This is a genomic window from Caldimonas mangrovi, assembly GCF_023721835.1.
GTDB classification, from domain to species: Bacteria; Pseudomonadota; Gammaproteobacteria; order Burkholderiales; family Burkholderiaceae_C; genus Caldimonas; species Caldimonas mangrovi.
The window spans coordinates 21,854-47,378 of record NZ_JAMKFE010000024.1 but is presented as its reverse complement, the minus strand read 5'-3'; the positions used below and the strand labels follow the sequence as shown (position 1 = coordinate 47,378).

The 25,525-nt window shown below is 70.1% G+C and carries 29 protein-coding genes and 1 pseudogene; 16 read left to right on the top strand and 14 right to left on the bottom strand.

Annotated features, from left to right (window positions below):
• From M8A51_RS25205 to M8A51_RS25185, 4 genes are all read right to left on the bottom strand, one after another.
• The coding region (locus tag M8A51_RS25205; RefSeq protein WP_251781381.1) for a contractile injection system protein, VgrG/Pvc8 family at positions 1-635 on the bottom strand (635 nt) is incomplete at its 3' end.
• A 271-nt stretch (positions 636-906) separates the two neighbouring features.
• Entirely contained in the window at positions 907-2,214 is a 1,308-nt protein-coding gene (locus tag M8A51_RS26395) for a calcium-binding protein (protein WP_280926176.1), read from the bottom strand.
• A gap of 191 nt (positions 2,215-2,405) precedes the next feature.
• Positions 2,406-3,755: an HlyD family type I secretion periplasmic adaptor subunit gene (locus tag M8A51_RS25190; RefSeq protein ID WP_251781380.1), complete on the bottom strand. Its 1,350-nt coding sequence runs from the start codon at positions 3,753-3,755 to the stop codon at positions 2,406-2,408.
• Positions 3,752-5,479, bottom strand: a complete 1,728-nt coding sequence (locus M8A51_RS25185; protein WP_251781379.1) for a type I secretion system permease/ATPase — start codon at positions 5,477-5,479, stop codon at positions 3,752-3,754. The genes M8A51_RS25190 and M8A51_RS25185 overlap by 4 nt, the downstream gene beginning before the upstream one ends.
• Before the next feature lie 293 nt (positions 5,480-5,772).
• Here M8A51_RS25185 and ada point away from each other — a divergent pair, with 293 nt between their 5' ends.
• Genes ada through alkB form a run of 3 tightly spaced genes read left to right on the top strand, consistent with a single transcriptional unit; the run spans position 5,773 to position 8,233 of the window.
• Positions 5,773-6,849: a bifunctional DNA-binding transcriptional regulator/O6-methylguanine-DNA methyltransferase Ada gene (ada, locus tag M8A51_RS25180; protein WP_407062264.1), complete on the top strand. Its 1,077-nt coding sequence runs from the start codon at positions 5,773-5,775 to the stop codon at positions 6,847-6,849.
• Between the two features lie 8 nt (positions 6,850-6,857).
• Positions 6,858-7,577, top strand: coding sequence for a 2OG-Fe(II) oxygenase (locus M8A51_RS25175; RefSeq protein ID WP_251781377.1), 720 nt, complete (start codon positions 6,858-6,860; stop codon positions 7,575-7,577).
• Positions 7,574-8,233, top strand: coding sequence for a DNA oxidative demethylase AlkB (gene alkB, locus M8A51_RS25170; RefSeq protein WP_251781376.1), 660 nt, complete (start codon positions 7,574-7,576; stop codon positions 8,231-8,233). The genes M8A51_RS25175 and alkB overlap by 4 nt, the downstream gene beginning before the upstream one ends.
• A gap of 19 nt (positions 8,234-8,252) precedes the next feature.
• On the opposite strand, the gene M8A51_RS25165 is transcribed toward alkB, so the two are convergent.
• Positions 8,253-9,038, bottom strand: a complete 786-nt coding sequence (locus M8A51_RS25165) for a Rossmann-fold NAD(P)-binding domain-containing protein (RefSeq protein ID WP_251781375.1) — start codon at positions 9,036-9,038, stop codon at positions 8,253-8,255.
• Positions 9,039-9,233: 195 nt separating this feature from the next.
• Between M8A51_RS25165 and M8A51_RS25160 the strand changes: the two genes are divergently transcribed.
• The 3 genes from M8A51_RS25160 (at position 9,234) to M8A51_RS25150 (ending at position 10,602) form a co-directional block, all read left to right on the top strand.
• Positions 9,234-9,668, top strand: a complete 435-nt coding sequence (locus M8A51_RS25160) for a DUF3606 domain-containing protein (RefSeq protein WP_251781374.1) — start codon at positions 9,234-9,236, stop codon at positions 9,666-9,668.
• Between the two features lie 74 nt (positions 9,669-9,742).
• Positions 9,743-10,162: a MerR family transcriptional regulator gene (locus M8A51_RS25155; protein WP_251781373.1), complete on the top strand. Its 420-nt coding sequence runs from the start codon at positions 9,743-9,745 to the stop codon at positions 10,160-10,162.
• A complete protein-coding gene (locus M8A51_RS25150) occupies positions 10,159-10,602 on the top strand; it encodes a PaaI family thioesterase (protein ID WP_251781372.1) in 444 nt (147 codons plus the stop codon). Before M8A51_RS25155 ends, M8A51_RS25150 begins: the two co-directional genes overlap by 4 nt.
• 10 nt (positions 10,603-10,612) lie before the next feature.
• On the opposite strand, the gene M8A51_RS25145 is transcribed toward M8A51_RS25150, so the two are convergent.
• The gene (locus M8A51_RS25145; RefSeq protein ID WP_251781371.1) at positions 10,613-12,397 is read right to left on the bottom strand and encodes an ATP-binding protein; all 1,785 of its coding nucleotides are present in this window, start codon (positions 12,395-12,397) and stop codon (positions 10,613-10,615) included.
• 236 nt (positions 12,398-12,633) lie between these two features.
• Here M8A51_RS25145 and M8A51_RS25140 point away from each other — a divergent pair, with 236 nt between their 5' ends.
• Positions 12,634-13,113: a pilin gene (locus M8A51_RS25140; protein WP_251781370.1), complete on the top strand. Its 480-nt coding sequence runs from the start codon at positions 12,634-12,636 to the stop codon at positions 13,111-13,113.
• 44 nt (positions 13,114-13,157) lie between these two features.
• Here the strand turns inward: M8A51_RS25140 and M8A51_RS25135 are convergent.
• The 3 genes and pseudogenes from M8A51_RS25135 to M8A51_RS25125 form a co-directional block, all read right to left on the bottom strand.
• Positions 13,158-13,549: pseudogene (locus tag M8A51_RS25135) on the bottom strand (DUF6691 family protein).
• 10 nt (positions 13,550-13,559) lie between these two features.
• Positions 13,560-13,994, bottom strand: a complete 435-nt coding sequence (locus M8A51_RS25130) for a YeeE/YedE family protein (RefSeq protein WP_251781369.1) — start codon at positions 13,992-13,994, stop codon at positions 13,560-13,562.
• Positions 13,991-14,335: an ArsR/SmtB family transcription factor gene (locus tag M8A51_RS25125; RefSeq protein ID WP_251781368.1), complete on the bottom strand. Its 345-nt coding sequence runs from the start codon at positions 14,333-14,335 to the stop codon at positions 13,991-13,993. Before M8A51_RS25125 ends, M8A51_RS25130 begins: the two co-directional genes overlap by 4 nt.
• 100 nt (positions 14,336-14,435) lie before the next feature.
• Here M8A51_RS25125 and M8A51_RS25120 point away from each other — a divergent pair, with 100 nt between their 5' ends.
• Complete coding sequence (locus tag M8A51_RS25120) at positions 14,436-15,296, top strand: MBL fold metallo-hydrolase (RefSeq protein ID WP_251781367.1); 861 nt, start codon at positions 14,436-14,438, stop codon at positions 15,294-15,296.
• On the opposite strand, the gene M8A51_RS25115 is transcribed toward M8A51_RS25120, so the two are convergent.
• Both M8A51_RS25115 and M8A51_RS25110 read right to left on the bottom strand, forming a co-directional pair.
• Positions 15,283-16,266, bottom strand: a complete 984-nt coding sequence (locus M8A51_RS25115) for an LLM class flavin-dependent oxidoreductase (protein WP_251781366.1) — start codon at positions 16,264-16,266, stop codon at positions 15,283-15,285. The two genes, M8A51_RS25120 and M8A51_RS25115, sit on opposite strands and share 14 nt — an antisense overlap.
• A gap of 34 nt (positions 16,267-16,300) precedes the next feature.
• A complete protein-coding gene (locus tag M8A51_RS25110; RefSeq protein WP_251781365.1) occupies positions 16,301-16,678 on the bottom strand; it encodes a hypothetical protein in 378 nt (125 codons plus the stop codon).
• Between the two features lie 157 nt (positions 16,679-16,835).
• Between M8A51_RS25110 and M8A51_RS25105 the strand changes: the two genes are divergently transcribed.
• From M8A51_RS25105 to M8A51_RS25075, 6 genes are all read left to right on the top strand, one after another.
• Positions 16,836-17,705, top strand: a complete 870-nt coding sequence (locus tag M8A51_RS25105) for an alpha/beta fold hydrolase (RefSeq protein WP_368408600.1) — start codon at positions 16,836-16,838, stop codon at positions 17,703-17,705.
• 62 nt (positions 17,706-17,767) lie between these two features.
• Positions 17,768-18,691 carry a helix-turn-helix domain-containing protein gene (locus M8A51_RS25100; protein ID WP_251781363.1) on the top strand — a complete coding sequence of 308 codons (924 nt, stop codon included), beginning with the start codon at positions 17,768-17,770 and terminating at the stop codon, positions 18,689-18,691.
• Between the two features lie 72 nt (positions 18,692-18,763).
• Positions 18,764-19,936, top strand: coding sequence for a methylated-DNA--[protein]-cysteine S-methyltransferase (locus M8A51_RS26650; protein WP_368408599.1), 1,173 nt, complete (start codon positions 18,764-18,766; stop codon positions 19,934-19,936).
• A gap of 9 nt (positions 19,937-19,945) precedes the next feature.
• Positions 19,946-20,782, top strand: coding sequence for a helix-turn-helix domain-containing protein (locus tag M8A51_RS25085; RefSeq protein ID WP_251781362.1), 837 nt, complete (start codon positions 19,946-19,948; stop codon positions 20,780-20,782).
• A 39-nt stretch (positions 20,783-20,821) separates the two neighbouring features.
• Complete coding sequence (locus M8A51_RS25080; RefSeq protein ID WP_251781361.1) at positions 20,822-21,181, top strand: VOC family protein; 360 nt, start codon at positions 20,822-20,824, stop codon at positions 21,179-21,181.
• Between the two features lie 93 nt (positions 21,182-21,274).
• Positions 21,275-21,568, top strand: a complete 294-nt coding sequence (locus M8A51_RS25075) for a DUF1161 domain-containing protein (RefSeq protein ID WP_251781360.1) — start codon at positions 21,275-21,277, stop codon at positions 21,566-21,568.
• Between the two features lie 12 nt (positions 21,569-21,580).
• Here the strand turns inward: M8A51_RS25075 and M8A51_RS25070 are convergent, their stop codons facing one another.
• The 3 genes from M8A51_RS25070 to M8A51_RS25060 all read right to left on the bottom strand — a co-directional run bounded on the left by M8A51_RS25070 (position 21,581) and on the right by M8A51_RS25060 (position 23,779).
• A complete protein-coding gene (locus M8A51_RS25070; RefSeq protein WP_251781359.1) occupies positions 21,581-22,591 on the bottom strand; it encodes an SDR family oxidoreductase in 1,011 nt (336 codons plus the stop codon).
• A gap of 63 nt (positions 22,592-22,654) precedes the next feature.
• Positions 22,655-23,137 carry a metallophosphoesterase family protein gene (locus M8A51_RS25065; protein ID WP_251781358.1) on the bottom strand — a complete coding sequence of 161 codons (483 nt, stop codon included), beginning with the start codon at positions 23,135-23,137 and terminating at the stop codon, positions 22,655-22,657.
• Positions 23,138-23,140: 3 nt separating this feature from the next.
• Positions 23,141-23,779: a LysE family translocator gene (locus tag M8A51_RS25060; RefSeq protein WP_251781357.1), complete on the bottom strand. Its 639-nt coding sequence runs from the start codon at positions 23,777-23,779 to the stop codon at positions 23,141-23,143.
• A gap of 95 nt (positions 23,780-23,874) precedes the next feature.
• On the opposite strand from M8A51_RS25060, the gene M8A51_RS25055 reads away from it, so the two are divergent.
• Both M8A51_RS25055 and M8A51_RS25050 read left to right on the top strand, forming a co-directional pair.
• Positions 23,875-24,621 (top strand): PIG-L deacetylase family protein, encoded by a 747-nt coding sequence (locus M8A51_RS25055; RefSeq protein ID WP_251781356.1) that lies wholly within the window; start codon positions 23,875-23,877, stop codon positions 24,619-24,621.
• Entirely contained in the window at positions 24,608-25,519 is a 912-nt protein-coding gene (locus M8A51_RS25050; protein ID WP_251781355.1) for a glycosyltransferase family 2 protein, read from the top strand. Before M8A51_RS25055 ends, M8A51_RS25050 begins: the two co-directional genes overlap by 14 nt.
• Positions 25,520-25,525 lie beyond the last annotated feature (6 nt).

Here is a 25,525-nt window from a genome sequence, read left to right as displayed (position 1 = left end):
AAGAAGACGATGCGGTGGCCGCGCGGGGCGGCTTCGTCTTCTTCGCAGCGCCAGCCGATGCCTTGTTCGGCGAGCACGCGGCTGACGAAGGCGTAGTCGGTCTCGCGGAACTGGTTGCAGTAGTGGCGCGGGCTGACGGGCGCCAGAAAGCCGGCCACTTCCTCGCTCCAGCGCCAGGCGGCCAGGCCGGCGTAGGGCTGGAACACGGCTTCGACGATCTCGATGAGGCTTTTGTCGATGAAGCTCTGGCTGCGGCTGGTGAGTTGCAGCGCGGCCAGCCACGGGCGCACGACGAGTTCGTAGCGGGCCAGCCCGCCGTCGCTTTGCAGCGCGGCAGCTTGCACGATGACGCCGCTGCGGGTGGTGCGGCCGCCGTCGGCCAGGCTGATCGCCAGGCTGGCCTGTTGGCCGAGCAGGGCTGGCAGCTCCACGTGGGCGGAACTCGCCAGCACCGAAATCCGGTATTCGAACAGCTCGTTCAGCGCTTCCCGGGCGCTGAAGGATTCGACCAGCAGGCCACTGACGGCCGCGCTGCCGGTCAGTTCGTACAGGCGGGTCTCGGCGGTGAAAGAAATGCCGAGAGACTGCGCGATGCCGTCGAACGACGACAACGCCGCAACGGGGCGCTGGGTCACGGGGAAGTCCTCTCCTGAACGTTCTTGTGTGCCCAGCGACTGCTTGTTTTGATGAGCGGGCAGGAGGGAGTTTGGCACGCGCTCCGCTGCAGCACAGCCCCACGCGGCCCCGCAAAGCAGGGGGGTCTTTGCAAGGATTTGTGTCGCCCTTCGCGGCAAACAGGACATGAAAAAACCGCCGGCCGCTGCGGTGTGCAACGGCGCGGCGGCATGCGTCACGCGTGCGGCCCCGCCTCCCTGCCGGGGTCGCGTCAGCGCAAGTGCTCCACGCTCAGGTGCCGTACACGAAATCGGTCGCGTCGACCGAGCCGGCCGCGGCAAACGACACGCGCCCCACCAAGTGGGAATCGCCGCCGGCCGCGGTGGTCGCGTTGTACCAAATGTTCCCGTCGAGAGTGTTCACGTAGATGCCGCTCAGGTCGCCGGCGCCGTTGCCGCTGGCGCCCACGCCCTTGAAGAACCAGGCGCCGGACAGCTGGTTGCCGGCCGCATTGCCGCCGACAAAGGCCAGGCCCAGCACGCCGGGGTTCAGGGCGCCGGCCAAACCAGAGTCGAGCAGGTTGGACAGCACGATGGTGTCGTCGGCATGGCTGAAGTCGGTGATGGTGTCGGCGTTCGCCACACCGCGGTCGCGGAACACGAAACGGTCCTGCTCGGTGCCGCCGGTCAGGAAGTCGAGCCCGGTGTTGCCCGCCAGCGTGTCGTTGCCCGCACCACCGTTCAGCGTGTCGTTGCCACTGCCACCATTCAAGGCGTCGTTGCCGTTGCCCCCGAGCAGCGTGTCGTTGCCGCTGCTGCCGCTCAGCGTGTCGTTGCCGTCCAGCCCCCACAGCGTGTTGTTGCCCGCATTGCCGGTGATGCTGTTGGCCGACGCGTTACCGATGCCGGTGGCGGCCGAACCCTGCAGCACCAGGTTCTCGACGTTGGCGGCCAGCGTTTCGCTGATCGACGCGTAGACCGTGTCGGTGCCACCGAAGAACGCACCTTCGGACACCGTGTCGCCGACGTTGTCGACGTAGTAGGTGTCGTTGCCGATGCCGCCTGCCATCGCGTCGGCGCCCGTGCTGCCGTTGAGCGTGTCGTTGCCGCTGCCGCCATTGAGCGTGTCGTTGCCGGCGCCGCCGTTGAGGTAGTCGTTGCCGTTGCCGCCGTTCAGCGTGTCGTTGCCGTTGTTGCCGTACAGCGAGTCGTTGCCGTCCAGGCCCGACAGCGTGTTGTCGCGGTCGTTGCCGCGCATGGTGTTGCTCAGGCTGTTGCCGGTGCCGTTGACGGCCGAGGGCACGAAGGCGAAGTTGCCGTTCGGCAGGATCACCAGCTGCGTCGGCGTGTTGTCGAGCGTCAGGTGCTCGACGTTGTTGCCGAGCGTGTAGCTCTGCAGCCGCGAGACCACGGTGTCGCTGCCCTGGTTGGCGTTCTCGAACACCTGGTCGCCGGCCGAGTTGACGTTGTAGGTGTCGTTGTTGATGCCGCCGAACATTGCGTCATCGCCGGCCGACCAGTTGGCATTGAGGGTCGAGAACAAGTCGTTGCTGACGTCGACCAGTGCTTCGCTGGCAGCGCTTCCATTGACGATAGCCATTGCAAATCTCCTTGAGTGAGGAATGAATAGAAGAACGAGGGAAAAAACGGCCCCCTGTCCGCCGCCGGCATGCGGTGGTGCACGGTTGCAGCGGGAGCCACGAGCACCCCTCTTGCGTCACGCCTTGCCCGGGATGCGGCGCGTCGCGCAGGGTGAAAGCTGGAAATGCTTCGGTGGTGCGCGCCCTTTCGTCACGGCTCGCGCAGCGCGCGGCGAGCGAACACACCGAGCGGCTCGAGCAGGTACTCGAGCAGGCTGCGCGGCGGCGTGGTGATGAACACCTCGGCCGGCATGCCGGCCTGCAGCCGCAGTTGCGGGTGGCGCGCCAGTTCTTCGGGCGACACCACCACCTGCGCGGTGAACCACGAGCCGGGGCCCTCCGTGTCCTGCACCGCGTCAGGCGAGACGTCTCGCACGGTGGCCTGCAGCAGTTGCACCTGCCGAGCGTTGTAGGCCGACAGGCGCACCTCCGCCGCGTCGCCCGGGTGCACGTGGTCGATGTCGTGCGGGTCGAGCCGAAGCTCGATCACCAAGTCTTCCTGTGCCGGCACGATTTCGAGCAGCGGCTCGCGCGGGCCGACGGCGGTACCCGGTGCACTGACGCGCAAGCCCATCACGGTGCCGTCGACCGGCGCACGCACGGTCTGGCGCTGGCGCAGGTCTTCGGTGGGACGCAGGCGGTCGTCGAGTTCCCGGATGCGGGCGGCAGCGTCTTTCATCTCGTCGGCTGCGCGCTGCCGGTAGGCACCGCGCGTCTGCGCGATGGCCTGCTGCATCTCGCTGACCTGCATGCGCGCTTCGGCGATCTGCCCGCGCGTGGCCTCGGCGCGCGCCACCAGCTCGGCAACCCCGCGCTGCAAGGCCATCAGCCGCGTCTTCTGGATGAAGCCGCTGGCCGCCAGCGACTCGTTGATCTTCAGCTCTTCGCGCGCCAGGGCCGTGGAGCGGCCGCCGGCTTCCAGCTCCGACGACAGCGCGGAAATGCGGGCGTGGGCGTCGCGCATCTGCGCCTGCATGGCCGCCAACTGCTCGGCCAGCGTGTGGCGGCGTGCATCGAACAGCTGCTGTTCGCGAGCGCGGATGTCGGGCAGGGCGTCGGCAGGCCATTCGACGTGCCCGGCCGTGGCCAGCTCGGCGCGTGCGCGTTCGATGCGCAGCTGCTCGGCGTGGCGCTGGGTGCTCAGCAGGTCGACCGCCGCGTCGCTGCGCACGTCGGCGACGACCATCAGCGGCTCGCCGCGCGCCACGCGCTGGCCGGGGCGCACCAGCAGCTCGCGCACGATGCCGCCTTCCTGGTGCTGCACGGTCTTGCGGCCGAGTTCGGTTTGCACCTGCCCGGTCGCGACCACGGCGCCGGACAACGGGGCCCAGGCGCACCAGGCGCCGACGAGGGCGGCAACCGTGGCCACAGGCCACAGCATGCGTCGCCGCAGCGCGGCGAGCGGGGCCCGTTGCTCGCACGTGGCGGGGGTGCGTACCAGCAGGTCGGCCAACGTGGCGGGTGAGGCCGGCGTGAGCGCGGTCATGGCTGCATTCCTCATGCCTGGGCTCCTTCGGCGGCGAGGCCCGGTGCGACCGCGTGAGACGCAGCCGCCGGGCGACGCAAGGGCTGCACGGTGGCACCGGCCAGGCGCGCGAGCACCTGGTCGCGCGGGCCGAAGGCGTCGAGTGCGCCGTCGCGCAGCACCGCAAGCTTGTCGACGTGGCGCATCAGCGTCGGCCGGTGCGAGACCAGCACGACAGTGGCACCCTGGGCCTTGAGCTGGGCGATCGCGGCGGCCAGCGCGTCCTCGCCCTCGGCGTCGAGGTTGGCGTTGGGCTCGTCGAGCACGACGAGACGCGGCTCGCCGTACACCGCGCGCGCCAATGCGATGCGCTGCCTCTGCCCGCCCGACAGCACGCAGCCGGCATCGCCGAGCTCGGTGTCGTAGGCCTGCGGCAGGCGCAGGATCATCTCGTGCACGCCGGCCAGTTGCGCGGCGGCGATCACGCGCGCGTCGTCGATCTCGCCGAGCTGCGCGATGTTGCGGGCGACGCTGCCGGCGAACAGTTCCACGTCCTGCGGCAGGTAGCCGACGGCGGCGGCGAGCTGTTCTTCGGGCCAGGCGGACAGGTCGGCGCCATCGAGCCGCACCGTGCCGGCGTGCGGCGTGCGCAGGCCGAGCATCAGGCGCAGCAAGGTCGTCTTGCCCGAAGCGCTGGGGCCGACCACGCCGAGACATTCACCCGCTTCCAGCGCGAACGACACGCTCTTGATCAACGGCCGCATCGGGCCGGCCAGCCAGGTCACGTGCTCCAGGGTCAGCGCGCCGCGTGCCGGCGGCAGCTGCAGGCCTTGCGAAGCCGGCAAGCCTGCCGCCTGCTGCTGCAGGCGCTGCCAGGCGCCGCGCACCTCGACCAGCGACTTCCAGCCCGAAATCAGGTGCTCCACCGGCTGCAGCGCGCGGCCGATCAGCACGGTGGCGGCAATCATGATGCCGGGCGACGCGTCACCGCCCACCACCAGCCATGCGCCGAGCGCCAGCATGCCGACCTGCACGAGCTGCCGCAGCGTGCGCCCCAGCGCCGACAGCGCGGCCGATGCATCGCCCAGCCGCTGCTGCGCCTGCATCGCCTCGTGGTGGGTGCGCTGCCACGCCTGCAATGCATTGCGCAGCATGCCCGTGCCGACCAGCACCTCGGCATTGCGCGACAAGGCTTCGATGCATTGCGCTGCGCTGCGCCCGTGGCTCACCGCCTGCTCGGCGTCAGCGCGCACGAATCGTTCGGTGTACAGGCCCAGGACGAACAGCGCCGCGGCCGCCAGCACGGCCGCCACGCCGAGCGCCGGGTGCAGCGTGAAGATCACCAGCAGGTACAACGGCAGCCACGGCGCGTCGAACAGCGCATGGACGGCAGGGCCGGCGAGAAAACTGCGCAGGCGGGCGATGTCCTGCACCGCCGTGCGGTCGGTGCCGCCACGGGCGGTCGCGGCGTCCTTCAGCGCGGCCGCGAGCGCTGGCGGCGACAGCGATTCGTCGACGATGCGCCCGGCGCGCGCCAGCAGCAGGCTGCGCGCGCGGTCCATGCAGAAGCCGAGCGCCAGCGCCAGCAGCGCAAACAGGCTCAGCATCACCAGCGTCTCGACGCTGCGGCTGGAGAACACGCGGTCGAACACCTCCAGCATGTAGATCGACGGCACCACCAGCGCCAGGTTGAGCAGCAGCGAGGCGCCTGCGCCGAGCGCGATGAACGGCCGCAGGCGCGGCGACAACAACCAGATCACGTTTTGGTCTCCCTGAGTGAGTAGTGGCTCTCGGCAGGAGCTTGGCGCCGCGCGGAGCTTCGATGTCAGGAAGCATCGGCGATGGAAGCCGATCCTGCCTCCCACTTCCTAGGGGGGTGGCGCCCCCTCTCAGGGGCGGGGGGCGGCGGGCGCCCGCGGGCACGCCCGCTGCTAAGGCGCCCAAGGCCCAGGGCGAATTCGAGAGCAAGCAACGGGGTGCACGCGAGAGGCGCTACGCTCACGATGAAGGCTCCAGAACCCAGGAGCCGAACATGCAGACTCAAACCATGGTGATGCCCGCCAAGCGCCCCCCGCCGCTCGCTGACGACACTCGCTGGACGGCCGTACTGGCACGCGACGCGGGCGCGGACGGCCGCTTTTTCTACTCGGTGCGCACGACCGGCGTGTACTGCCGCCCGTCGTGCGGCGCGCGCTTGCCGCTGCGCGAGAACGTGGCCTTCCATGCGACGGCCGCCGAGGCCGAGGCCGCCGGTTTCCGGCCCTGCCGGCGCTGCAAGCCGGACGAACCGTCGCGCGCCGAGCGGCAGGCGCAGATGGTGGCCCACGCGTGCCGTGCGATCGAAGCGGCCGACGAGGCCCCAGACCTGGCAACGCTTGCCGCCGATGCCGGCGTCAGCCCCTACCACTTCCACCGCGTGTTCAAGGCAGTGACCGGCGTGACGCCGAAAGCGTATGCGGATGCCCAGCGCGCTCAACGGGTGCGGCAGGCTTTGCCGCAAGCCGAGTCGGTGACCGCTGCGCTGTACGACGCCGGCTTCAACTCGAACGCACGCTTCTATGCGCGCACGCCGCAGGTGCTGGGCATGACGCCGAGCGCCTACCGTGCAGGCGGGGTCGACGCGACGATCCGCTTCGCGATCGCACAGTGCTCGCTCGGCGCGATCCTGGTGGCGGCCACCGAGCAGGGCGTGTGCGCGATCACGCTCGGCGACGACCCCGAGGCCTTGTTGCACGACCTGCAGCAGCGCTTCTCGCGTGCGCAATTGGTGGGTGCGGAGCCGGGCTTCGAACGCCTCGTGGCGCAGGTGGTCGGCATGGTGGAGTCGCCGGACACCGGGCAGGCGCTGCCGCTGGACATCCGCGGCACCGCCTTCCAGCAACGCGTGTGGCAGGCGCTGCGCGACATCCCTGCCGGCTCGACCGCCAGCTATGCGCAGATCGCCGAGCGACTGGGCGCGCCGAAGGCGGTGCGCGCGGTCGCCGCAGCGTGCGCCGCCAACCCGCTGGCGGTGGCGATACCGTGCCACCGGGTCGTGCGCAGCGATGGCGGCTTGTCCGGCTACCGCTGGGGTGTCGAGCGCAAGCGCGTGCTGCTGCAGCGCGAGGCCGCACAGGAGGAGTCTTCGTGAATGCGGTGATGAACAGGGCGGACACCTGGAGCGACCGGCTGGCCGGTGTGGACGCGCCGGCGCTGGAAGCCGCGCTCGACGAGGACGGCTTCGCGCTGATGCCGCGGCTGTTCGAGCCTGACGTATGCCGGGCGCTGGCCGCAGCGTATGCCGACGAACGACACTTTCGCAGCCGCGTCGTGATGGCGCGGCACGGCTTCGGCCGCGGCGAGTACCGCTACTTCGCTTACCCCTTGCCCGAGCCGGTCGCGTCGCTGCGCAGCGCGCTGTACCCGCGCCTGCGCGGCATCGCGAACCGCTGGAACGCAGCCATGGGCCTCGAGGTGCGCTACCCGCCGCAGCATGCAGGTTTCCTCGAACAGTGCCACCGCGCCGGGCAGACCCGGCCGACGCCGCTGCTGCTGCAGTACGGGCCCGGCGACTACAACTGCCTGCACCAGGACCTGTACGGCGAGCACGTGTTCCCGCTGCAGGCGGCGGTGCTGCTGTCCGAGCCGGGGCGCGATTTCGACGGTGGCGAGTTCGTGCTGACCGAGCAGCGCCCGCGCATGCAGTCGCGGCCGATGGTGGTGCCGCTGCGGCAGGGCGATGCGGTGGTGTTCGCGGTGAACCAGCGGCCGGTGCAGGGCACGCGCGGCAGCTACCGCGTGACGCTGCGGCACGGTGTCAGCCGGGTGCGTCACGGGCAGCGACACACGCTGGGCGTGATCTTCCACGACGCGACATGAGCGCGACAACGGCCTTCCTGTTCGACGATGCGCCGCCCCCGCGCGAGCGCCAGGCACTGGGGCCCGGCGCGCTGCTGTTGCCGGGTTTCGCGCTCGACCGCGTCGAGCCGCTGCTGCAGGCCGTGGAGGCCGTGCAGCAGCAGGCCCCGCTGCGGCACCTGGTGACGCCCGGCGGCCTGCGCATGTCGGTCGCGATGACCAACTGCGGACATGTCGGCTGGGTGTCGGACCGCAGCGGCTACCGCTACGACCCGCTCGACCCACAAAGCGGCCGCCCGTGGCCGGCGATGCCGCCGGCGCTGCAGACGCTGGCGGCCGATGCAGCGCGTGCCGCGGGCTACGACGGGTTCGCGCCCGACGCCTGCCTCATCAACCAATACCTGCCCGGCACGCGGCTGTCGCTGCATCAGGACCGCGACGAGCGCGACCAGGGTGCGCCCATCGTCTCGGTGTCGCTCGGCTTGCCGGCGGTGTTCCTGTTCGGTGGCGCGCAGCGCGGCGATCGCGTCGCACGGCATGCGCTGTTCCACGGCGATGTGGTGGTCTGGGGCGGCGCGTCACGCCTGTACTTTCACGGCATCGCACCGCTGAAGGAGGGCTCGCACCCGGTGCTGGGCGAGCGTCGCCTCAACCTCACCTTCCGCAAGGCGCGCTGAGCGTCCTTCCCCGGAGTGCTCAGTAGCGTACGCGCGCTGCCCCGGCCTCGGGCAAGGCCTCTCGCTGCAACCAGGCGCGTGCCACGTCCGCATCGTCGCCCTGCGAGGCCTGCCACACCACTTCGGGTGGCACCACGCGCGTGCCGGACACCGACAACGGCAGTTGACGCGCCAGTTGCACCGCGAACGAGCCCAGCTTGACAGCGCGCACCGGTTGTTCGCGCTGCGGCACCATCAACTGCAACTGGCCCAGCACCCAGTGCGCCACGCGCTGCAGACCGCTGGCCGCGACCACGGCGGCCGGTGCCTGCGGGGAACGCACGAACAGCAGGTGCTCGAAGTCCAGTGCAGCCACCGCCTGTTCGTCCAGCGACGCCAGCCCGCGCTGCAAGGCCTGCGGCAACGAAGCGACCGCATGCGGCATCACGACGAGCAGGCGGCGCACACCCGCCGCGTGCAAACGCCCGGCGAGTTGCGGCAATTGCTCCGGCAGTGGGCGCACGAAGGCATCGTCGCGGCCGTTCACATAGCGTTCACGGTCGAAGACGATGAACGCGGTGTCGGCCACCGGCCGGTGTTGCTCGAGCGTTTCCAGGTTCACCGGCTGAAAGGCCGCCAGTGCCGGCGCCATCGGTGCCGCGACGAGCGCCTGCACCTGGCGGAAGCCCCCCACAGCCAGCGCCTGCTCCAGCACCGCCGACCCGAGCGAGCCGCCGGCCCCCAGGACCAACGCAATGCGAGGGGGTGTCGCGGTGCGGGTCGCAGGCGCATGGGCCGCGCGCAATGCTTCGTTGATCAGGGACATGGCCGGGGAGTATGCCCTGCACCGGCGCCGTGTCCTCCATGCCGCCCCGCGAGGGCGCCATGCAGGCGCAGCCGATGATCCGCTTCGTCGGACGGTGAAGGGTTGACCCCGGAAGCGGCCCCACCGGGAACGACGCTTGCCGCACTGCGGTGACGGCAGCCTGCGCTGCCGGCCCGAAGATGCCAAGGAGCAGCGATGGAACGCAGACATGGACGCGAGCCCGCCAAGCGACGGGGCGCGAGTGGACCGGGCCTCTGGCTCGACGAGAAAGAGAGCCACGCACCGGCGCCCGTGGACATGGGCGAGGAATCGGTCGCCGGTGAAGAGGACCCGGGCGCCAGCATGGACACCGCCATGGCCACGGGCAACACGCGCCCGGGCGGCACCGACCCCGGTTCCGGCCTGCCGGGACCAGCCGCCGCGGAGGCCGGCGCGGCGGACGCCGACGACGAACTGCGCGGCTTCGAGCCGCTGGACCGCGGTCGCATCCACCTGCTCGACCCGCTGGAAGTGAAGTTCTGGTGTCGCGAGCTGAACTGCAGTGCCCCGGAGCTGAAGGACACGGTGACCAAGGTCGGGACCCACACCGCGGCGGTACGCGAAGCGCTGCACAAGAAGAAGCCCTCCTGAGCTTTTTCGGTGGGCGGCCAAGCTTCGCGCAATGCGAGGCTTGTTAGCGTAGGGGACCCTTATGCTTGCCGCCCATGAAGATTTCCGAACTCGCCGTGCGCACCGGCGTCTCGACGCACCGCCTGCGGCGCTACGAGGCGCAGGGGTTGATCCGGGCCTCGCGCCGGCCGTCGGGCTATCGCGAGTTCGACGACCGCGTCGTGCGCGAGGTCATCTTCATCTCGATGGGCCGGGACCTCGGCTTTTCGTTGACGGCGCTGGCGGAGTTCCTGCCGCGCTACCGGGCGGGACGGCTGACGGCCGAAGAGATGATCGAGTCGATGCACGAGCGCATCGCCGAGGTCGACCGCGAGATCGCCAGCTTGCGTGCATTGCGTCGCAAGCTCGTTTCGCACATCGGCTGGTTCCGCAAGCAGCAGGGCCGACGCGAGCGGGCCGCCACGGCGGCGCGCGAGCGGCCTGTCTTCCCCCAGTCCCGAAAGGCCCCCCGATGAACACTCCGGTCCCTGCAGGCCTCAACCCACCCGACGCCGTGCGCCGCGCGGTGCTGTCGATGCCGATGGCGCAAACCCTGGGGCTCGATGTCCGACGCGTCGAGCGCGGCGACGTCGAACTGGCATTGCCGATCCGCGATGCATGGTGTTTTCGCCCCGGTCAGTTGCAGGCGACCGCAGTGTTCGCCGCCGCCGATTTCGCGGCGGTGGCCGCGGCCGGCACGATGCTGCCGGCCGGCTGGCTCAACGCGACGGTGGACGCCACCCTCAAGCTGCTCGCGCCCGCCGTCGGCAGCCACCTCGTTGCACGCGGCCGTGTCATCGACGCCGGGCGGCTGCTGACAGTGTGCGCCGCCGAGGTCTATGCCGTGCGCGACGGCACCGAAACGCTGTGTGCCACCTTGCTGGGCACGGCACGCAACATCGAGCCCAGGGCCTAGCCCGCCTGGCTCAGCGCGGCCCGAGCCAGCGCTGCAGCACGCGGCGCAGTTCTTCCAGCTGCACCGGCTTGGCGAGGTGGTCGTCCATGCCGGCGGCCAGGCAGCGGGCCCGGTCGCTGGGCAAGGCGTTGGCCGTGAGTGCGACGATGGGCAGGCGGGCACGGCCGGACCGGCCCTCGGCATTGCGGATGCGGCGCGTGGCCTCGAAACCGTCGATCGACGGCATCTGGCAGTCCATCAGCACGAGGTCGGGCGTGCGGTCGCGGCAGCGCGCGATTGCCGCTTCGCCATCGCCGACCGACTCGACTTCGACACCGAGTTGCTCGAGCAGCGCCGTCGCCACGATGACGTTGACGGGGTTGTCCTCGACCAGCAGCACACGGCCTTGCAGCGGTGCCGTGGTCCCGGGCGACGCCGGCGCCGCCACCGGCTCGTCACACTGCGGCAGCGCGGCTTCGAAAACGAACACGCTGCCCTGCGTGTCGCTGTGCTCGCAGCGCACGTCGCCGTGCATGGCCTGCGCCAGGCTGCGCGAGATGGCCAGCCCGAGCCCGGTGCCGCCGTGACGGCGCGCATAGGAGCTGTCGGCCTGGTGAAAGGGAGAAAACAGCCGCGGCAGCTCCGACGGAGCGATGCCGGTGCCGCTGTCCTCGACCCGGAAGAACACGCGTTCGCCGTCTCGCGTGACGTCCAGGCGCACGGTGCCGGCGGACGTGAACTTGCAGGCATTGCCGAGCAGGTTGTCGAGCACCTGCCGCACGCGCACCGCGTCACCGACGACCCAGTGCGGCCGGCCGGGCCCGCTGTCGATCTCCAGGGCGATGCCCTTGTGTCGCGCCACGGCGCCGAAAATGCGGCCGACGTCGCCGATCACTGCGGCGAGGTCGAAGGGCTGCAGTTGCAACTCGACACGGCCAGCCTCGATTTTCGAGAGGTCCAGCACGTCATTGATGATGCGCAGCAGGTGCATGCCCGAACGTTCCATCAGCTCGTAGGCCTCGCGCGCCTGTTCGTCGCGCGCCTCGTTGCGCACCACCTGCAGCATGCCGAGCAGGCCGTTGAGCGGCGTGCGCATCTCGTGGCTCATCGTCGCGAGAAAGCGACTCTTCACCGAACTGTGCTGCTCGGCCAGCCGCAGGGCCTGCTCGCGCTGGGCGGCCAGGTCGTCCATCTGGAAACGCAGCTTGTGCATGGCGCGCGAGTACATGCTGGCTCGCCGGCCCTCCTGCACGATCAGCGCCACATACAGCAAGAAAGCCAGCGCGGTATACGTGCCCAGCCGTGTGCCCAGCGTGAACTGCCACAGGATGCTCGGCACCAGCAGCGGCACGAGCAGCGCCACCGAGGCGCGCAAGTTGGCCGACAGCACCACGAAGCCGACCGACGCGACGCCCACCACGCTGGCGAGCAGCATCGCGGCCATGGCCGGGTCCGCGGGCAGCAACCAGGTACCGATGAGGCCGTAGACCGTGCCGTCGACCACCAGCAAGGCCGTGTAGGCGTGGGCCCAGCGCTGCGCGCGCTCGCCGGTGCTGCGCTGCCACAGCAGGTCGACCACGGCGCGGGCGGTGGAGACGCCGACGCGCAGGAGCAGCCAGACGATCAGTTGAACGTCGTCGGCCGTTCCCCACAGCAGCCAGCACAGCAGCGCGGCATAGGGAATGCCCGCCAGGTTGGACAGACGGGCCTGCTCGAACATCAGCGCGGACTGGGCTTCCTCGACGCGCTGCTCGAGCAGCGCCTGGCTCTGCTCGGGGGAAGGGTCTGCTGCGGGGCCGGTGCGTATGGAGGGCATGAACGAAACTGCTGTTCGACAGCCCGCGGCATGCCTGCCGGATGCGGTGCACCGGCCGCGGTCGTGTCTCACCGGCTATTTCGGCACACGCAGGCGCCCGCTGGAGCATGGTTCTCCCCAGGGACCGGGCGGTGATGCCAACTAATTGGCGCTGGGGCGACCGCCGAGCGACTCGACGTCGGCACGGACGACTCTTCATGGGTGAAGGAGAATCACCGCCTGACGGAGGGCAAGACGTGAAGACGAGGCTGCAGGGGTTCACGCTGATCGAGGTGATGATCGTGCTGGCGATCATCGCGATCCTGGCATTGATGGCGATGCCGTCGATGCAGGGCAAGCTGGTACGCGACCAGATCGTCGAAGCCATGCCGCTCGCCGACGTGGCCAAGCGGCCGGTCGCCGCCGCCTGGACCACCACCCAGACGCTGCCCGACGACAACCACGAAGCCGGGCTGCCGGCTGCCGACCGCATCGTCGGCAACCTGGTCAGCAGCGTGCGCGTCGAAGCCGGCGCGGTACACGTCACCTTCGGCAACCGGGCCAACGGCGCCATCCTTGGCAAGACCTTGACGCTGCGCCCGGCCGTCGTCGAAGACGCGCCGGTGGTGCCGGTGGCCTGGGTGTGCGGCAACGCCCCGGTGCCCGAGAACATGACCGTGCAGGGCCGCAACCGCACCGACGTGCCGGCGCAGTACCTGCCCGTCAACTGCCGGTAGGCCAGCTCACCGCACGCTGCCGCGATACCGCGACACGGGCCGGCTCACCGGCCGGCAGCGCGCTCGAAGCGCTCGAACAGCCACATGCCGGCCAGCATCGCCATCACGAACACCGCGCCCTGCGGCGCGCCGGTGCCCAGCAGCACCAGGGCCGGCCCCGGGCAGATGCCGCCCAAGCCCCAACCGACACCGAACAGCAGGCTGCCGCCGGCAGATGCATCGCTTCGCCGAGGAAGGACATCGTGCGCCGCCGCGCGACCGTGAAGGCCAGCAGGCCCACCGCGATGCCACCGGCCATCACGAACGCGAGCGACGGGTCCCAGGGGCCCGCCAGGTCGAGAAAGCCCAGCACCTTGGCCGGGTCCGCCATGCCGGCGATCAGCAGGCCGAGGCCGAAGACGAGGCCCGCGACGAAGGCAGTGAAGTTGCGCAACATGCCGTGCCCCTCAGACGAATGCCACGTGACGCATCACGAACACCGTGGCGAAGCCGGTGCCCATGAAAGCGAGCGTGGCCACCAGCGAGCGCGGCGACAGCCGCGACAGCCCGCATACGCCGTGGCCGCTGGTGCAGCCGGAGCCGTAGCGGGTGCCGATGCCCACCAGCAGGCCGGCGACGACGAGCAGCCCATAGCCGGCATCGATGCGCAGCGCCGGCAGATGGCTGAACAGCCTCCACAGCAGCGGCGCCGCCACGAGGCCGGCGACGAACGCAAGCCGCCAGCCGGTCTCGCCGGGCTGCGGCCGCAGCAGGCCGCCAAGCACGCCCGCGATGCCCGCGATGCGGCCGTTGAGCAGCACGAACATCGCGGCAGCCCCACCGATCAGCAGGCCGCCGGCAAGCGACGCCCAGGGGGTGAATTCGTTCCAGGCGATGCTCATCGACGGCTTCCTTGGTGAGAGGCAGGTTGGCAGAAGATCGCGTACATGAACTGCAGCAGATCAACGACGCGTGGTTCGCTGACGCGGTAGTGGATGTGCTTGCCTTCGCGGCGTGTGGTCACGAGGCCTTCGTTGCGCAGCACGCCGAGTTGCTGCGACAGCGTGGGCTGGCGAATGTCGAGCAGCGCCTCGAGTTCGCTGACGCAGTGCTCGCCCTGCGACAGCTGGCACAGCAGCAGCAGCCGGTCTTCGTTGGACATCACGCGCAGCAGCGCGGCGGCCTGGCCGGCCGCGGCACGCATTTCGGACATGTCGAGCGTGGGGGCGTCAACAGCAGGCATGGCCTTTTGGGTTTCGTCAAAACACTTAATCAAATAACATTATGTTTTTTGATATATTGTTTGTCAACCCGGAGTTGCCATCCATACATAGGAGCTCACGATGAATCCCGAGGTCCAAGCGTTCTTCGACCCCGCGACATGGACCGTCAGCTATGTCGTCTACGCGCGAGACGGCGGCTCGGCGGCCATCGTCGACCCGGTGCTCGACTACGACCCGAAGTCCGGCCGCACGCGCACCGCGTCAGCCGACGCCCTGATCGCATTCGTGCGCAGGCATGAGCTGACCGTCGAGTGGATCCTGGAGACGCATGCGCATGCCGACCACCTGTCGTCGGCACGCTACCTGAAGCAGCAGCTCGGCGGTCGCATCGCGATCGGTGCGCAGATCCGCACGGTGCAAGGCGTGTTCAAGAACGTCTTCAACCTGGAACCGGAATTCCGCTGCGACGGTCATCACTTCGACCATCTGTTCTTCGACGGCGAGCGGTTCGCGATCGGCGAGCTGCAGGCTGAAGCGATTTGCGTGCCGGGCCACACGCCGGCCGACATGGCCTATCGCGTCGGCAACGCGGTGTTCGTTGGCGACACCCTGTTCATGCCCGATGTCGGCACCGCGCGCGCCGACTTCCCCGGCGGCGACGCACACCTGCTGTACCGCTCGATCCGCAAGCTGCTGGCGCTGCCCGGCGAAACGCGTTTGTTCGTCTGCCACGACTACCCGCCTGCCGACCGCACCCCGCAATGGGAAACCACCGTGCAGGCGCAGCGTGAGCAGAACATCCACGTGCACGACGGCGTCACCGAAGAACAGTTCGTCGCGATGCGCACGGCGCGCGACAAGACGCTGGACATGCCCGCGCTGATCCTGCCGTCCATCCAGGTCAACGTGCGCGCGGGCGAGCTGCCGCCGCCGGAGGCCAACGGCGTGTCCTACCTGAAGATCCCGGTCAACGCGCTGTGAGCTGCGCCGCGATCTCGTACGAGCGCAGCCGCTTCGCGTGGTCGTGGATGTTCGACGTGATCATCAGCTCGTCGGCGCCGGTGCGCTCCGCGAAGGCTTGCAGGCCGGCGCGCACCGTGTCGGGCGAGCCGATCGCCGAGCACGACAGGATGGACTGCAGCAGCGCGCGGTGCTGCTCGCCCAGCGATTCGAGATAACCCTCGACCGGCGGCGGCAGCGTCGACGGCCGCCCGCTGCGCAGGTTCACGAAAGCCTGCTGCGCCGAGCTGGCCAGCAGTTGGGCCTCTTCGTCGGTGTCGGCCGCGAACACGTTGAAGCCCAGCATGACATGGGGTTTGCCCAGCTGGTTCGACGGCCGGAACTGCGCGCGATACAGCTCGATCGCCTGCATCATCTGCGCCGGCGCGAAATGCGATGCAAACGCATAAGGCAGACCGAGCGCCGCCGCGAGCTGCGCACCGAACAGGCTGGAGCCCAGGATCCACACCGGCACCTCCAGCCCGGCCCCCGGCACCGCGCGCACTGCCCGGCGCGGCGAGCCGGCGAAGTAATCCATCAGCTCGACCACGTCCTGCGGGAACTCGTCGGCGTCCGACGCCAGGTTGCGCCGCAACGCGCGCGCGGTCGTCGGGTCGGAGCCGGGTGCGCGGCCCAGCCCCAGGTCGATGCGGCCCGGGTACAGCGAGGCCAGCGTGCCGAACTGCTCGGCGATCACCAGCGGCGAGTGGTTGGGCAACATGATGCCGCCGGCGCCGACCCGGATGGTCGACGTGCCGCCCGCCACATGCCCGATCAGCACGGCCGTGGCGGCGCTGGCGATGCCCGGCATGCCATGGTGCTCCGCCAGCCAGTAGCGCCGGTAGCCCCAGCGTTCGGCGTGCTGAGCGAGATCGAGCGAGCGGCGGAACGACTCGGCAGCGTCGCTGCCTTGCGTGATGGGCGAGAGGTCGAGAACGGACAGCGGGATCATCGGTCGGGCAGGAGCGTCTTGCGATCGACGCAGCCTAGCCGTTCCCGCCGTTCCCCGCTGTGAGCCGGTCGATGTCAATGGCGCCGTAGCGGTCGAGGATCGCACACGCACGCTGCTGCTCGTCGCCGTTCTCGGCTTGCACCACCAGCATGTGCAGGCCCCGGTGCTCGACGTTGCGGAAGTTGTGGTGGTAGATGTCGTCCCCGGCCCGGGTCAAGGGTTCACGCACGTTCGGGTTCCCGCCCTGCGTGGTGCGGCCGTTGCCGACCGCGAAGTTGCCTTCGACCGGGCCGGCCTCGTCGTCGCGTACGCTGAACTCCACCCGGCCGTCGAAGCCGTCGGCCAGCAGCGCCTCACGCGCCTGCTGCGCGTCGGCATAGTGTTCAAAGGTGCGGATCAGGGCTTGCGGCATGGAAACTCCTCGAGAAGACCGGGGCACTCTCCGGTGCGGCAATTTGCGTGCGTGCGCCGCTCGAAAGCTGCACGGGCAGTCAGCCCGGCTGCACGCGCAGGCCGCCGCCGCCGGCCTGCCCGGCAGTCGCGCCCTAGGCTGTGGGCATCGGCAAGAAATGGAGACACGCATGACCGACACCCCCACCGCGATCACGGCCGCCGTGCTGGTGCACGGCGCCTGGCACGGCGCCTGGACCTACGAACGCATCGTCCCGCTGCTGGCGGCTCACGGCGTCTTCGCCGTCGCACGGGACCTGCCTGCTCACGGGCTGAATGCACGCTTTCCGGCCGGCTACACCACCGGGGCCTGGAGCGCCACCAGCCCGTCGCCGGCCGCCGACGTGACGCTCGACGACTATGTCGACAGCGTGGTCGATACCGTGGCCCATGTGCGGGCGCTCGGCTTCGAGCGTCTGATGCTGGTCGGCCACAGCATGGGAGGCATCGTGGTCAGTGCCGTGGCCGAGCGGGTACCCGAGTGGCTGTCGCGCATCGTCTATCTCACGGCCTTCATGCCGGCCACCGGCGTGCCGGCGGTGACCTACATCGGCGCCCCCGAGAACGCCGGCGAGCGGGTCGGGGGCCAGTTCGTGGCCGACCCTCGAGTGGTCGGTGCGCTGCGCATCGATCACCGCAGCCGGGACGCCGCCTACCTTGCGCAGACCCGGGCCGCATTCTTCGGCGACGTCGACGAAGCCAGTTGGCAAGCAGTCAGCCAGCTGCTGACGCCAGACGTGCCCGCGGCACCGATGGCCACGCCGATCTCGCTGAGCCGCGAGCGCTGGGGTGCCCTGCCGCGACACTACATCCACTGTCTGCGCGACGAGGCCATCCGCCCGGCACTGCAGCAGCGCTTCATCGCCGAGGCGGATGCCTGCACGCCCGGCAATCGCACCGTGGTGCACACGCTCGACACGAGCCATTCCCCCTTCCTGTCGCAGCCCGGGCGGCTGGCGGACCTGCTGGCAGACATTGCCCGGCACTGACACCCACCCCCGGGATTTGCCCCCTTGCCGGGGGCCGTGCCGGTCGTCACCATCCGTTCACGATGAACACGACCTGGAGCACGCGCCACGTGCCGCCCGCGCGGCGCGCCGAGTTCTGGCGCGGTGCCGTCTGCGAGGCCTTTCTCGCCATGACCCCGCACATTGCGGCCCGCGGCGACTTCGATGCCCGGCTCGACCACCTCAACATCGAACGCCTGGCGCTCAACCGCGTGCGCGGCCCGGCGCACGGCGTCGAGCGCACGGCGCTCGACCTGGCCCGCGGCGGCCGGCAGTACCTGTTCGTCAACCTCCATCGCAGTGGCCGCGCGCGGTTGCGCCAGCAGGGTCGCGAGCTGCATGCCCGCCCCAACGAGCTGATGCTCATCGACAGCAGCGAGCGCTACGTGCTGGATGAAGTCGGCGACGGTGACCTGTTGTCGCTGGCGGTGCCGCTGGACCTGCTCGGCGCCCTGGCCACCCGGGTGCCCGCCTGCGTCGCGCTGGAGGTGCCCGATACGCCCGCGGCGCAGCTGCTCAAGGCGCACCTGACGACGCTGTCGGGCGTGCCGGGCGAGTTCCCCGCGGCACAGGCAGGCCCGGTCTCGGACGCATTGCTGGCGCTGGTGGGGGCCGTGCTGCAGGAGCCGCAGGCCGTGGCGGCCGGCGACCCCTTGATGCGCCGCATCCGCACGCTGGTCGCGCAGCGCTTCGACGATGGCCAGCTGAACCCGCGCTCGGCCGCGCAGGCCCTGGGAGTCTCGCTGCGGACACTGCACGCCTGCCTGGCGCGGCACGGCACCAGTTTCGTGGCTGTGCTGATGGAGCATCGACTGCAGCGGGCACGGCAGTGGTTGTCCGGCCCCGACCGGGACGTCCGCATCGCACGGCTGGCCGAGCGCTGCGGCTTCAAGTCGCCCGAGCATTTCACGCGGCGCTTTCGCGCGCGCTTCGGTCACACGCCGGGCCGCTGGCGCGACGAGGGTTGAAGCGCAATTTTCTCCAAGCCGGCGGACGGTCATGCCGGGTAGCTTGCGGTTGGCCCATTCTTTCCTTCGTCGATGACCGTTCCGGCCTACACCCTCTTCGACACCGCGCTCGGCCGCTGTGGCATCGCCTGGAACGAAGCCGGCGTGCTCGGCGTGCAACTGCCCGAGACGCGCGAGTCAGCCACGCGCGAACGGCTCTTGCGCCACGCCGCCGTCGCCCAGCCGGGCGAGCCACCTCCTCACGCACGGCAGGCGATCGACGGCATCGTCGCGCTGTTCGCGGGGCGGGCGGGCGCACTCGACACGGTGCCGCTCGACATGCGCCTGTTGCCGCCCTTCCACCGACAGGTCTATGAAGCAGCCCGGCAGATCGGCCCGGGGCAGACACTGTCCTACGGCGCGCTCGCGGCGCAGATCGGTGCGTCCGGTGCTGCGCGCGCCGTGGGGCAGGCGCTGGGCCGCAACCCGTTCCCGATCATCGTGCCGTGCCACCGCGTGCTGGCAGCCGGCGGCAAGACCGGCGGCTTCTCGGCCGCCGGCGGCGTGGTCACGAAGATGCGGCTGCTGTCGCTCGAAAGCGCGCTGTCCGGCGGCACCGGCCAGCTGTTCGGCGAGCGCGCCGCCCTGCCATTCGACGCCGATGCGGCCGTCGCCCACCTGCACGAACGCGACCGGGCGCTGGCCCGCATCATCGACACGGTCGGCCCCTGCGGGCTGCGGCTGGACGCCACGCCCAGCGTGTTCACCGCATTGGCACAGTCCATCGTCTACCAGCAGCTCACGGCCCGTGCCGCCGGCACCATCTTCGCTCGCGTGCGAGCCCTGTACCCGCATGGACACCTGGGCCCGACCGCCGAGCAGGTGCTGCGCACGCCCGACGCGAAGCTGCAGGCCGCAGGCATCTCGACGCCCAAGCTGCTGGCGCTGAAAGACCTGGCACGCCGGGCCGCCCGCCACGAGATCCCCACGCTGAACGACGTCGGCGCCATGGACGACGACGCCATCGTCGAGGCACTGAGCCGCGTGCGCGGCATCGGCCCGTGGACCGTGCAGATGTTCCTGATCTTTCACCTCGGCCGCCCGGACGTCCTGCCGCTGGAGGACTACGCGCTGCGCAAGGCCTACGCGCTGCACATCCGCCGCGGCGAACTGCCCGAGGCCGCCGAGTTCGCGCGGCGCGGCGAGCGCTGGCGCCCGTACCGCTCGGTGGCGAGCTGGTATCTGTGGCGTTCGCTCGAACGATAGACTGCACGCATGCACGTCACGCCGCTGCACCAGAGCCGCTCGATGACGGTGGCCGACTACCGGTGCACCGCGGCGCCGGGCGACCGCCCCTACACCGAGGCGCACCGCGACCACAGCGTGTCCTATGTGCGCCGCGGCAGCTTCGGCTACCGCAGCCGCGGGCGCCTGCACGAACTGGTGGCCGGCTCGGTGCTGATCGGGCGGCCCGGCGACGAATATCTGTGCACCCACGAGCACCATGAGTGCGGTGACGAGTGCCTGTCGTTTCACCTGACACCCGAACTGGTCGGCGTCATCGACGACGACGACCGCATCTGGCGCATCGGCGCCTTGCCGCCGACGCCCGAGCTGATGGTGATCGGCGAGCTGGCCCAGGCGGCCGCCACCGGACGCGCCAGTCTGGCACTCGACGAGCTGGGTGTGTGGATCGCCTCGCGCGTCGCGCGGCTGGTGCGCCCGCCGAAACACAGCGCCGCACCGCCGAGCGCCCGCGACCGCCGCCGCGCGGTCGAAGCCGCGCTGTGGCTGGAAGCCCATGCGCACGAGCCGGTCGACCTGGACCGCGCCGCGCAACAGGCAGGCCTCAGCCCGTACCACTTTCTGCGGCTGTTCTCACGTGCGGTCGGCGTCACGCCGCACCAATACCTGCTGCGCTGCCGGCTCCGGCTGGCCGCGCGGCTGCTGGCCGAAAGCGAGCTGCCCGTGACGCAGATCGCCTTCGACGTCGGCTTCGGCGATCTGTCCAACTTCGTGCGCAGCTTCGGCCGCGCAGCCGGCGTCTCGCCGGGTGCCTTTCGCCGCGCGTCGAAGGGCGAGCGCAATCTTCTCCAAGCCCGCCTCGCCTGAGCCGCCTAGCATGGGCTTTTGCCCCTGCGAGGAGTCTCCATGTTCGATCACATCGGATTGAAGGTCGCCGACCTGGACACCAGCGTCCGCTTCTACGAAGCGGTGCTGGCGCCGCTCGGTCATGTGCTGTGCTACCGCGACGACAGCTGTGCCGGCTTCGGCCCGAAGGGTGCGCCGGCGTTGTGGCTGTATCCGGCGTCGCAACAACCGGCCACCACGACCCACGTGGCGTTCAAGGCGGCGAATCACGCCGCCGTCCAGCGTTTCCACGCCATCGGCCTGGACACCGGCGGGCGAGACAACGGCGCAGCCGGCCCACGGCCGGACTACAGCGCCACGTACTACGCCGCCTTCCTGCTCGACCCCGACGGCCACAACGTCGAGGCGGTCTGCTCCTGAGCCGGGCTGCTTCACGCAGACTTCACAGGGCGCGCATGCACGGGCCGCAGCATCCGGCCTGCTGCCAACGTGGCAGTGTTGCGGAGATCCCCGATGAAACGCGCCCCGCCCCCTGCTCTTTCGGCCCGCCTGCTCGGCGGCCTGTGCCTTGCCGCTGCCGCAGCGCTGCCTGCGACCGCGGCGGCCGAACGCCTCGAATGCACCGTGCTGCTCGAGCAGATCGAAGACAAGCTGCAGGCGCACGGCGTGCGGCACTACCGGCTGGACCTGGTGCCGGCCGACGAAACCGCCGACGGCAAGATCGTCGGCAGCTGCAACGGCGGCACCCGCAAGATCATCTACACGCGCACGCCGGCGCCTGCGCAGAAAGCGCAGGCGGCCACCTGAGCGCCGGGCGCGTCAGATCGCGCCGATGCTGCCCGTCACCGGCAACACGATGCCGGTGATGTAGGAAGAGCACGCCGGCGACGCCAGGAACACATAGGCCGGCGACAGCTCTTCCGGCTGCGCCGCGCGCTTCATGTCGGTCTGTTTGCCGAAGTCCTTGATCTTCTCGGGCGGCGAATCGGCCGGGTTCAGCGGCGTCCACACCGGGCCCGGCGCCACCGCGTTGACGCGGATGCCCTTGCTCAGCACGTTCTGCGCAAGTGATTTCGTGAAGGCATGGATGGCGCCCTTGGTCGTCGAGTAGTCGAGCAGGTGGCTGCTGCCGCGCAGGCCCACGACCGAGCCGGTGTTAATGATGGACGAGCCTTCCTTCAGATGCGGCAGCGCGGCCTTGGCCATGTGGAAGTAGCCGTACACGTTGGTGCGCAGCGTCTCGTCGAAGCGCTCTTCGCTCAGGTCCTCGAGCGATTGCGCGTGCTCCTGGAAGGCCGCGTTGTTGACCAGGATGTCGAGCTTGCCGAACGCCTTGACCGTCTTCTCGACCGCCTGCTTGCAATACGCGGTGTCCTTTACGTCACCGGGAATCAGGATGCAGCGGCGTCCCTCGGCCTCAACGCAGCGCTTGGTTTCCTCGGCGTCTTCATGTTCGTTGAGGTAGGCGATCGCGACATCGGCGCCTTCGCGCGCATAGAGCACCGCCACCGCGCGGCCGATGCCCGAGTCGCCGCCGGTGACGAGCGCGGCCATGTCCTGCAGCTTGCCGCTGCCCTTGTAGTCGGGGGCCATGAAACGCGGCTTGAGTTCCATCTCGGCCTCGAGGCCGGGCTTTTCGAGGTGCTGCGACGGCAGCGGGTTGCGCGGTTGTTCGCGCGTGCCAGTCGGCGGCGGCTCTTCCTTGGCGGACTTGCCCTGCGGCTGGCTGCTTTCGTCGCGCTGGTCCTGTTCCTGTTGGATGGCGCGCTGGCGCGCCGCCACGGCGTTCGGGTCGTGCTGCCCGTTGCTGCGGCTTTCGATTCTTGCCATCGTCGTTGCTCCAGGTGTAGAGGTAGAGCCTGTATACCTGCAGGCCGCGTGCCTGCACCGCCCTCAGCGGCGCCGGGGCGGCGCGGCGACGGACAGCTCGATCGTTTCAGCGCGTAAGCCGCGCGCGTCGGCCGTCACGATCGCGACGGCCACGGGCAGCGCGAAGCGCCGCGGGCCGGCGCTGCCCGGGTTGACGTAGAGCACGCCGTTGCGCCTGTCGATGCGCGGCTTGTGCGAGTGACCGCTGACCACCAGCTGCACCCCCTGCACGGCGGGGTCGATGGCCAGTTGCGCCAGGTCGTGCAGAACATACAAGCGGGTACCGGCCAGGTCGACGCAGCAGGTGTCGGGCAGGTGCTCGAAGGCCGACAGGCCCTCGTCGTTGTTGCCGCGTATGGCCGTCACCGGTGCCAGTTCCGCCAACCGTTCGAGGATGCCGCCGGTACCGATGTCGCCGGAATGCACGATATGGTCGCAGCCACGCAGTGCCGCCAGCGCTTCGTCGCGCAGCAATCCGTGGGTGTCGGAAATCAGGCCGATGCGCATGTGTCAAGTCTGCCGCGACAGCGCCAGCTTGACCCCCAGTGCCACGAACACCCCGCCGATCGCGCGGTTGAGCCAGGTCGACACCCGGGCACCGACCCGCAGCCGGCGGCTCGCGAGCGCCGTGAACACCGCCAGGAAGTTGCACCACAGCATGCCGTTGAGGTTGAAGATCAGACCCAGCACGACGAAGGCCAGTGCCTTGTTCGGCGCATCGGGTGCAATGAACTGCGGCACGAAGGCGAGGAAGAAGATCGCGACCTTGGGGTTCAATGCGTTGGTCAGGAAGCCTTGCATGAAGATCCTGCGATAAGCCAGCACGGGGGCATCCGCACGCGCCTCCAGCGGCGCGTCGGTCGCGCGGCTGCGCAGCATGCCGATGCCCACCCACACCAGGTAAGCCGCACCGGCCAGCTTGACCACCGTGAACGCCGCCGACGATGTGGCCAGCACCGCCGACAGGCCAAGCGCCGCCGCAAAGATATGCACGAAAGTGCCCGCGCCGATGCCCAGCGCGGCCGTGCACCCCGCGCGCCAGCCTTGCGTGGCGCTGCGCGTCATGATGAGCAGCGAGTCGGGGCCGGGGGCGATGTTGAGCAGCAGGCCCGAGACGATGAACAGCGCGAGGTCGTGGATGCCGAACATGGCACAAGCTCCTGGTGGACGCGAGACAGGGCATTAGACAGGAACGCCGTGTGCTCCGAAGTTCACACCCTTGCCGCGTCTGCCGTCATCCTCGCATGCCCGCCCTGCCCGCCCTGCAACACCTGCTGGTCGTCTCGCCCCATCTCGACGACGGCGTGTTCTCGTGCGGGCAGCTGCTCGCCGCGCACCCCCACAGCCATGTGCTGACGGTGTTCGCCGGTGCACCGGCGGCCGAGGTCGGGCTGACGCCGTGGGACGCGCAGTGCGGCTTCGACAGCAGCGAGCAAGCCGTCGCCGCTCGCCACGTCGAAGACCGCGAAGCGCTCGCCCGCCTGGGCGCGAAGCCGGTGTGGCTGAGCTTTCTCGACGGCCAGTACGGAAGCACGCCGGGCTGCGACGAGATCGAGGCCGCGCTGCGCCCGGCCCTCGATGCGGTGCGGCCTGACGCGGTGCTGATGCCGATGGGTCTGTTCCATTCCGACCATGCCCTGGTGCACGAGGCCTGCGAGCGCCTCATGAAGCGCTCGTCCGCCGGCCTGTGGCTCGCGTACGAAGACGCGCTGTACCGCCGCATGCCGGGCCTGCTGCAGCAGCGGCTGACGCTGCTCACCCGGCACGGCATCTGCGCCACGCCAGCCACACCGCAGCGCACCGGCACGCTCGCCGCGAAACGCCGCGCCGTCGAGGCCTATGCCAGCCAGTTGCGCGCTTTCGGCGATGGCGGCTATGCGGACACCGAGGCCCCGGAACGCTACTGGCAGCTGACGCAAGCGACTGCACCGAAGCCGCGCGGACGGCGCGCGCCATCCGCCACCGCAGAGGAAGTCCATGACGCCGATTGATCCCGATCCCCGTCTCAGCGTCGTCGTGCTCACGCACCGCCGCACCGGCGAGTTGCTGCGCACCTTGCACCGGTTGTCCGCGCTGCCCGAGCAGCCGCGGCTCATCGTTGTCGACAACGATGCACGCGGCCGCAGCGCCGAGCGCGTGGCGCGCGAGTTCCCGCAGGTGCAGCTGGTGCGCTGCCCACGCAACCTGGGCGCGGCCGGCCGCAATGCCGGCGTCGAGCGGGTGCGCACGCCTTACGTCGCCTTCTGCGACGACGACACCTGGTGGGCGCCAGGCGCGTTGCGTCGCGCCGCCGAGCTGCTCGACGCGCACCCGCACCTCGGCGCACTGGCCGCCCGCGTGCTGGTCGGGCCCGAAGAATGCGAAGACCCGACCTGCCGCTTCATGGCGCGCAGCCCCTTGCCTGGCGCAGGGCTGCCGGGCCCGGCCCTGATCGGCTTCATGGCCGGGGCCGTGGTGATGCGCACCGAAGCCTTTCGCGCGGTCGGCGGCTATGAGCCGCGGCTGTTCATCGGCGGCGAGGAGCGGCTGATGGGCCTGGACCTGCTCACAGCCGGCTGGCAGATGGCGTACGAGCCCGGGTTGACGGTGCATCACCATCCCTCTTCGTCGCGCGACACGCGCCGGCGACAGCTGCTGCATGCCCGCAACGCCCTGTGGATCGCGTGGCTGCGCCTGCCGGGCGCGAGCCTGCGCCACGAGACGCACCGGGTGCTGCGCGAGGCTGCGGACGCCGGGCTGCTGTGGCCCGTACTCGTCCGTGCGCTGGTCGGTCTGCCTTGGGTGCTGCGGCATCGCCGCGTCGTCCCGCCCGAGGTGGAGCGCATGCGCCAGCAGGTGCTCGGTGCGCCTCGCCGCATTCGCGCACGGCCGGCCGCGGCAGGCGCCTGACCAGGC